Below are 7,297 nucleotides of genomic sequence, written 5' to 3'. Positions count from 1 at the left end.
AGCAGCAGCGCGATGCGCTCACGCGCGGTCAGCTTGCCCTTGGCGTGCTGCGCCTCGGTCGCCCGGTCACTGGGGCCGCGCCGCGCCTGCTCGCGTACCGCGTGCAGCTCGGCGACTTTCCCGATGACGGTCGTCGTGCCCCCGTACGCGGGAGAAGTCTCCTCGGTCGTCGTCATGCGCCATCCCCACCCCGGCCCGGCGATACGGGCGGCTCTGCGGTCCCATGGGCCTCAAGGGCTCACATCGGACCATTGAAACCAGTGGCGCAATGGGTTCTCCACCATCAGCCACCCCTAATCTGCGCGCGGCCACCCCTAGAGCGAGTAAGACCGGAATAAGGACTTGTGGCGCCCGCCGTGTCGCCTCGGTTTCTTTGAGGTTTCTCTGAGGTTTCCCCTTCTTTCCCGGCGGCTCGGGCAGATGACCGGCCGTGATCGATACCACGGGGCAACCGGCCGTTCATCCGCCGGAGTTACCGTTCGCGCGGGTCGTCATGAGGCTGCAATGCCGTTGCGCAATCGACGGCGCGGGACGTTGGTACAGTTCGAACGGACCCGCCGAACGGGGCAGACCCGGGTGCCGTCCGGCCTGGAGTGTGCGCGGGAATTCCCTTGCGCCGCACGGGCATTGACGGCACTTCCTGTGCGTGCGGGTATGCAGAGAGTGGCCATGGCGCCGAAATGCGCCCGACGTGCGCCAGTTCACATCGCAACCGGGGGAGGCTTTTGAAGCTGTGTTGGTGGAGCGGAATGAACAGATCGGAAGACTGACCCACTTCATATCCGGTGTCGCTTCCGGCACAGCGCCCGGAAACACCACCGGGACCGGCCGGATCGCCGTCATCAGCGGCCCCGTCGCCTCGGGGAAGACGGCGCTCCTCCACCGCGCACTGGAACTGACGGCGGAGAACGGCCCGCGGGTCCTCAGCGCTGTCACCTCACCCGCGGAACAAGGGATTCCGTTCGGTGTGGTGGAGCAGCTCCTGCGGGACGGACAGGCCACCGCCGACCGACTGCCGCCGCACCCGGCGACCGGTCAGGCAGCGGTGCCGGGCTCGGGGGCGGTCTTCGACGCGGGGCCGGGGGCGGCATCGGAGACGGTGCCCGCCGAGGTGCTCGCGGCATTCCAGGCCCAGCTCGCCGACATCCGCGCACGCGGTCCCGTCCTGATCGTCGTCGACGACGTGCAGTACGCCGACCCCCAGTCGCTGCACTGCCTCGCCCATGCCCTGCTCCGGGCGCCCTCCACCGGTGCCGGTGTGTCCCTGCTGGTGACCCGTGGCCCCGACGCGGGCGGCACCCCGCCGCCGGTGCTGGAGGAGCTGCTGTACCAACTGCGCAGGGTGCACGTCCGGTTGGCGCCGCTGACCGTGGAGGGCGTCGGCCGGCTGCTCGCGGCGCGCGCCCCGGAGACGGGTAAGGAGAGGCCGTCGGCCGGCGCCGGGCTGGCCGCCTCCCTCCACACGGCGACCGGCGGAAACCCCCTCCTCGTCCACGGACTCATCGACGACCGGCTCGGCCGCCGGCGGATTCCGGAGCCCGGTGCGGGCCCCGCACCGGACGGGGGCACGGGTGAAGGCGGCGGCGTGGACGAGGACGCCGTCGACGGATCGCCCTACGCCGGTGAGCGGTTCCTGGAGAACGCGTTGATCTGTGTGCACCGCACCGGGTCCGACGGCCTGCGGGTCGCCCAGGGCATCGCCCTGCTGGGCGGCGCCGGATCGATGCGCCTGCTGGCCCGGCTCGTCGATGTGGACGAGCGGGTGGTGGCGCAGGTGGTCACCGCCCTCGCCGAGGCGGGGGTTCTGGAGAGATCCGGGTTCCGGCACGGTGGCGTACGGACGGCGGTGGTGGAGAGCCTGGCCGAGGACGCGGTGACGCGGCTGCGCCGGCGGGCGGCCCGGCTGCTGTACGAGGACGGGGCGGCACCGCTGGTCGTGGCCACCCAGTTGCTCGGCCAGGAGTCGGACGTCCCCTACGAGCAGTGGGTGCCGCGGGTACTGAGCGAGGCCGCCCGGGCGGCGCTGGCCGTGCAGCGGGTGGGCTTCGCGGTCCGCTGTCTGCGCATGGCGGAGAGCTGCTGCCGGGACGAGACGGAGCGGACGCTGCTGCGGGCGACCTTGGCCAAATACGTCTGGCGGGTGCAACCGTCCGCGCTGCCCCAGCAGTTGCGGTCGCTGGTCGGCGCGGTGCACAAGGGCCTGTTGCCGCCCGTCGACACCCTGCGGTTGGTCTGCGACCTGCTGTGGAACGGCTGGATGGACGACGCGACCACCGCGATCCGCCAGGTCGTCGGCGTACTGCCGCCGTCCCCCGACGCCCCGGGCGTCGCCGAGCTGCGGGAACTGCGGTTGGTACTGGCCAGCACGTACCCGACGGTGCTGGAGCGCATCGGGGACGGGCCGGCCGCCGCGTCCGGCGACGGTGAGCGCCCGCACGCGTCGGAGGAGGGCGGCCCGAGCGCGGCCAGGGCGCTGTACGGCGTACTGAGCGGCGGCGAGGGGGAGCCGGGCGCGGCCCCGGAGGATTTCGCGGACATCGCCGAGCACATGCTGGCCGGCACGCGGCTGACGGAGGAGACGCACCTCAAGATGCGCGCCTGCCTGTTGACGCTGCTCTACGCGGACCGGCTGGGTCCGGCGACGGTGTGGGCCGATCGGCTGCTGGCGGAGGCGGCGGATCGCGGGGCCCCCGGGTGGACGGCGGTGCTGCGGGCGATACGCGCGCACATGTCCTTGCGCCGGGGCCATCTGGAGGACGCCCGGCGATCGGCGGAGCAGGCGCTGGAACAACTGCCGGCGCACGGCTGGGGGGTGGGCATCGGGATGCCGCTGTCGGCCCTGATCGAGGCGCGGACGGCGATGGGCGACCACGAGGCGGCGGCCGAGCTGGTGGACCATCCGGTGCCCGACGAGATGCTGCTGACGCGCTACGGGCTGCACTACCTGTACGCGCGCGGCCGGCACCAGTTGGCGACCGGACGCCATCACGCGGCGCTGACCGACTTCGCCGCCTGTGGTGAGTTGATGCGGCGCTGGAACATGGACCGGTCCGAGCTGGTGCCCTGGCGGGTCGGGGTGGCCGAGGCGTGGGTCGCGCTCGGCAGCCGTGAGCAGGCGGAACGTTTCGCCCGGGAGCAGCTCGCCCGGGACGCCGGGCGCCGGGTGCGCGGGCTCGCGCTGCGGGTGCTCGCGGCGGCCCGTCCGCTGCGGGAGCGTCCCGCGCTGCTCGGCGAGGCCGTCGCGCTGCTCCAGGAGGACGGTGACTGGTACGAGTTGGCGCGGGCGCTGACCGACCTCGGGGCGGCCCACAAGCAGCTCGGCGACCCTGCCCAGGGCAAGCCGCACACCCGCAGGGCGTGGCGGATCGCCGAGGGCTGCGGCGCCCGGGAGCTGTACCGCTCGCTCCACCCCGGCCAGTCCGCGCAGTCCACGCAGTCCACGCAGCCGTCGCCGTCGTCCCGGTCCGCCTACCCGCCGTCCTCACAGGCGGTGCCGCCGCCTTCCGTCGCGCCGGTGGGTGCCGTGCGGTCGGGCGGGCCGCGGTCGACGGTGGTGTCCGCGCTGACGGATGCGGAGCGCCGGGTGGCGGCGCTGGCCGCGCACGGTTACACCAACCGGGAGATCAGCGCGAAGCTCTTCATCACCATCAGCACCGTGGAACAGCATCTGACCCGGGTTTACCGGAAAATCAACATCACGCACCGTCAGGACCTGCCGGTCGGTTTGGACATCGATGTCGCACACACCGCCTGACCCCGCCGCCCCGGACGCGCTCGTGGAGCCCCCCGGGGGCGGCCCGCGGTTGCTCGCGGTGAGCGATCTGCACATCGGAATGGCCGACAACCGGCCCATCACCGAGTCGCTGCGCCCCTCGCACGAGGACGACTGGCTGATCGTGGCCGGGGACGTCGGGGAGCTGACCGAGGACATCGCATGGGCGCTGCGCCTGCTGGCCGGGCGGTTCGCCAAGGTGGTGTGGACGCCGGGCAACCACGAGTTGTGGACACCGCGCGAGGATGCCGTACAGCTCCGGGGTGAGGAGCGCTACCGGTACCTGGTGGAGCTGTGCCGGGGGCTGGGCGTCGTCACGCCGGAGGACCCGTGGCCGGTGTGGCGGGGCCCCGGGGGACCGGTCGCGATCGCTCCGCTGTTCCTGCTGTACGACTACACGTTCCGGGTGGCGGGCACCTCGACCAAGGAGGAGTCGCTGGCGCGGGCGCACGAGGCGGGTGTGGTCTGCACGGACGAGTACCTGCTGCACCCCGACCCGTACCAGAGCCGTGACGACTGGTGCCGGGCGCGGGTCGCGGCGACCAGGCGGCGCCTGGTGGCGCACGACCCGTCGGTGCCGCTGGTGCTGGTCAACCACTTCCCGCTGGTGCGCGAGCCCACGGACGTGTTGTGGCACCCGGAGTTCGCCCAATGGTGCGGCACGGTGCTGACGGCCGACTGGCACCGCAGCTTCACCACCGCGGCCGTCGTCTACGGGCACCTGCACATTCCCCGGACCACCTGGTACGACGGCGTGCGGTTCGAGGAGGTGTCGATCGGCTACCCGCGCGAGTGGCGCCGGCGCGGCCACCCCAGGGGTCTGCTGCGGCAGATCCTGCCGTACGCCCCGGAGCCGGGGACCGGCGCCGGGACCGAATCGCGAGAGGCACGAGCATGATCGAGTCACTGCTGCCCGAAGGAGCGGTCGCGCGCGACGTCTTCGGGCCGGACGGAGCGGCACGGCTGTACCCCGAGGAGGCGGCCCTGGTCGCCAGGACGACGGACCTGCGGCGGGAGGAGTTCACCACCGCACGGGGGTGTGCGCGGCGCGCCCTCCTCGCGCTGGGGTTCCCGCCGGTGCCGATCCTGCCCGGGGTGCGCAATGTGCCGCGGTGGCCGGAGGGGGTCGTGGGGAGCATGACCCACTGCACCGGCTATCGGGCCGCCGTGGTCGCCCGGGACACGGACCTGGCGATGGTTGGGATCGACGCCGAGCCCGATATGCCGCTGCCCGAGGGAGTGCTGGAGTCGATAGCGCTGCCGCGCGAGCTGGCGTGGGTGCGTGCCGGCGCCGGCGGCCGACTGTGCCGGGACCGGTTGCTGTTCAGTGCGAAAGAAGCGGTCTACAAGACCTGGTACCCGCTGCTGGGCACCGAGCTGGACTTCGACGACGCCGATATCTCCTTCGATCACGGGACGGGCCCGTCGGGTGGTGGGCGGGGCATGTTCACGGCCCGCATCCTGCGTCCGCGGCAGGGCCCGGACGGGCGAATGGTGGAGGAATTCACCGGCCGGTGGCTTTCGGAGCGCGGCATCGTCCTGACGGCCATCACCGTACCGGCCCTCCGACCGGTGTCCGCGCCGCCCGGACGCCCGAGCAAGGTCGGTTACCAGGGTGGATAGGGGTTGTCGCGCCAACTGCCGGTAAATAGCGTGGGATTACCGGCACGACCGCGCACGGCCGCTTCGCTGCCTCCTTCCGGGGGCCCGGCTCGACGCCGCGAATTCCGGCCGGGCCCGGAATGTATCCGGTTCCCCCTGGAAGCGTTGCCGCACCGGCCCGAGAGGTATTCCAGATGACGTCAGTCAGCCCGGCCCCCACGACCATGCTCGTGCCGGATTTCCCGTTCTCCTACGACGACTGGCTGCACCATCCGGCCGGCCTGGGCGCCCTTCCCCCCGGGCGCGCCGGGACACCGGTGGCGGTGGTCGGCGGCGGGATGGCCGGGCTGACCGCGGCGTACGAACTGATGCGGCTGGGGCTGCGCCCCGTCCTGTACGAGGCGGAGCAACTGGGGGGCCGGATGCGGTCGGTGCCCTTCCCCGGGGCTCCCCGGTCCGTGGCGGAAATGGGGGCGATGCGTTTCCCGCTCTCCGCGCGCTCGCTGTTCCACTACGTCGATCTGTTGGGGCTGCGCACCAGTCCCTTCCCCAACCCGCTGGCGGCGACCACCCCGAGCACGCTGATCGACCTGGGCGGTGAGCGTCACACGGCCCGTGTGGCGGAGCAGCTCCCGGAGGTCTACCAGGAGGTGGCCGCGGCGTGGGAGAAGGCGCTCCAGGAGCGGGCCGAGCTGTCCACCATGCGGGACGCGGTGCGGCGGCGGGACGTCGAGACGCTGAAGCAGGTATGGAACCGGCTGGTCAGGGAGTTCGACGACCAGTCCTTCTACGGTTTCCTGGCCACCAGTTCGACCTTCCGGTCGTTCCGGCACCGGGAGGTCTTCGGGCAGGTGGGGTTCGGCACCGGTGGCTGGGACACCGATTTCCCCAACTCGTTCCTGGAGATCCTCCGGGTGGTCTACACGGAGGCGGACGACAACCAGGTCGCCATCGTCGGCGGGTCGCAGCAGGTGCCGCGCGGGTTGTGGGAACACCGGCCGCAGGGGTGCGCGCACTGGCCGGTCGGTACCTCCCTGGCGTCCCTGCACGGTGGGCGGCCCCGGTCCTCGGTGCGGGCCGTGGCCCGGGACGGCGACGATTTCCTGGTCACCGACGAGGACGGGCGGCGGGACCGGTTCGCCGCCGTGGTCTACACGCCGCACGTGTGGACGCTGCTGAATCGCGTCGCGTGCGACCCGTCGTTGTTGAGCGCGCCGCTGTGGACGGCCGTGGAGCGCACCCATTACATGGGGGCGTCCAAGCTGTTCGTCCTCACGGACCGGCCGTTCTGGCACGACACGGATCCCCGCACCGGCCGTCCGGTCATGAGCATGACCTTGACGGACCGGATGCCGCGCGGTGTGTACCTCTTCGACGACGGCCCGGGCGGCCGCGGTGTGATGTGCCTGTCGTACACCTGGAACGACGACTCGCTGAAGATGGCGACGCTGAGCGCCGCCGAGCGGCTGGACGTGCTGCTGGACAAGGTCGGCGCGATCTACCCCGGCGTCGACATCCGCTCGCACGTCGTCGGCGACCCGGTCACCATCACCTGGGAGACCGAACCGCACTTCATGGGCGCGTTCAAGTCCAACCTGCCCGGCCAATACCGGTACCAGCGGCGGCTGTTCACTCAGTTCATGCAGCGCGGCCTGCCCGAGGCGCAGCGCGGCTTCTTCCTGTGCGGCGACGACGTGTCCTGGACGGCGGGCTTCGCGGAGGGCGCGGTCACCACGGCGCTGAACGCCGTGTGGGGCGTGCTGGGGCACCTGGGCGGCACCACGCACCCGGACAACCCCGGCCCCGGTGACCTCTTCGACCTCCTGGCGCCCCTCGACCTGCCCTACGACGGCTGACGCCACCGTCCGGCCCGTATGCCGATGGCGCCCCCACCCGCGGGTGGGGGCGCCATCGGCATACGGG

At 72.2% G+C, this 7,297-nt stretch carries 4 protein-coding genes and 1 pseudogene; 4 read left to right on the top strand and 1 reads right to left on the bottom strand.

All coding sequences use genetic code 11. From position 1 onward, the window contains the following. Positions 1–176: pseudogene (locus ACFVXJ_RS31060) on the bottom strand (methylmalonyl-CoA carboxyltransferase); the annotation flags it as partial. Positions 177–739: 563 nt separating this feature from the next. On the opposite strand from ACFVXJ_RS31060, the gene ACFVXJ_RS31055 reads away from it, so the two are divergent. The 4 genes from ACFVXJ_RS31055 to ACFVXJ_RS31040 all read left to right on the top strand — a co-directional run bounded on the left by ACFVXJ_RS31055 (position 740) and on the right by ACFVXJ_RS31040 (position 7,230). Further along, positions 740–3,754 carry an AAA family ATPase gene (locus tag ACFVXJ_RS31055; RefSeq protein ID WP_389666797.1) on the top strand — a complete coding sequence of 1,005 codons (3,015 nt, stop codon included), beginning with the start codon at positions 740–742 and terminating at the stop codon, positions 3,752–3,754. Then, positions 3,735–4,670 carry a metallophosphoesterase family protein gene (locus tag ACFVXJ_RS31050; protein WP_389666795.1) on the top strand — a complete coding sequence of 312 codons (936 nt, stop codon included), beginning with the start codon at positions 3,735–3,737 and terminating at the stop codon, positions 4,668–4,670. The genes ACFVXJ_RS31055 and ACFVXJ_RS31050 overlap by 20 nt, the downstream gene beginning before the upstream one ends. Next, entirely contained in the window at positions 4,667–5,395 is a 729-nt protein-coding gene (locus tag ACFVXJ_RS31045) for a 4'-phosphopantetheinyl transferase (RefSeq protein WP_389666793.1), read from the top strand. Before ACFVXJ_RS31050 ends, ACFVXJ_RS31045 begins: the two co-directional genes overlap by 4 nt. 173 nt (positions 5,396–5,568) lie before the next feature. Next, complete coding sequence (locus ACFVXJ_RS31040; protein WP_389666792.1) at positions 5,569–7,230, top strand: flavin monoamine oxidase family protein; 1,662 nt, start codon at positions 5,569–5,571, stop codon at positions 7,228–7,230. Positions 7,231–7,297: the final 67 nt, after the last annotated feature.

This window comes from Streptomyces sp. NPDC058279 (genome assembly GCF_042881255.1).
Taxonomy (GTDB): domain Bacteria; phylum Actinomycetota; class Actinomycetes; order Streptomycetales; family Streptomycetaceae; genus Streptomyces.
This window is presented reverse-complemented; position numbering and strand designations above follow the sequence as displayed.

Excerpts from the sequence above, each read along its gene's own strand:
- ACFVXJ_RS31050 (WP_389666795.1), top strand. The coding sequence starts at position 3,735 with ATGTCGCACACACCGCCTGACCCCGCCGCCCCGGACGCGCTCGTGGAG.
- ACFVXJ_RS31045 (WP_389666793.1), top strand. The coding sequence starts at position 4,667 with ATGATCGAGTCACTGCTGCCCGAAGGAGCGGTCGCGCGCGACGTCTTC.
- ACFVXJ_RS31040 (WP_389666792.1), top strand. The coding sequence starts at position 5,569 with ATGACGTCAGTCAGCCCGGCCCCCACGACCATGCTCGTGCCGGATTTC.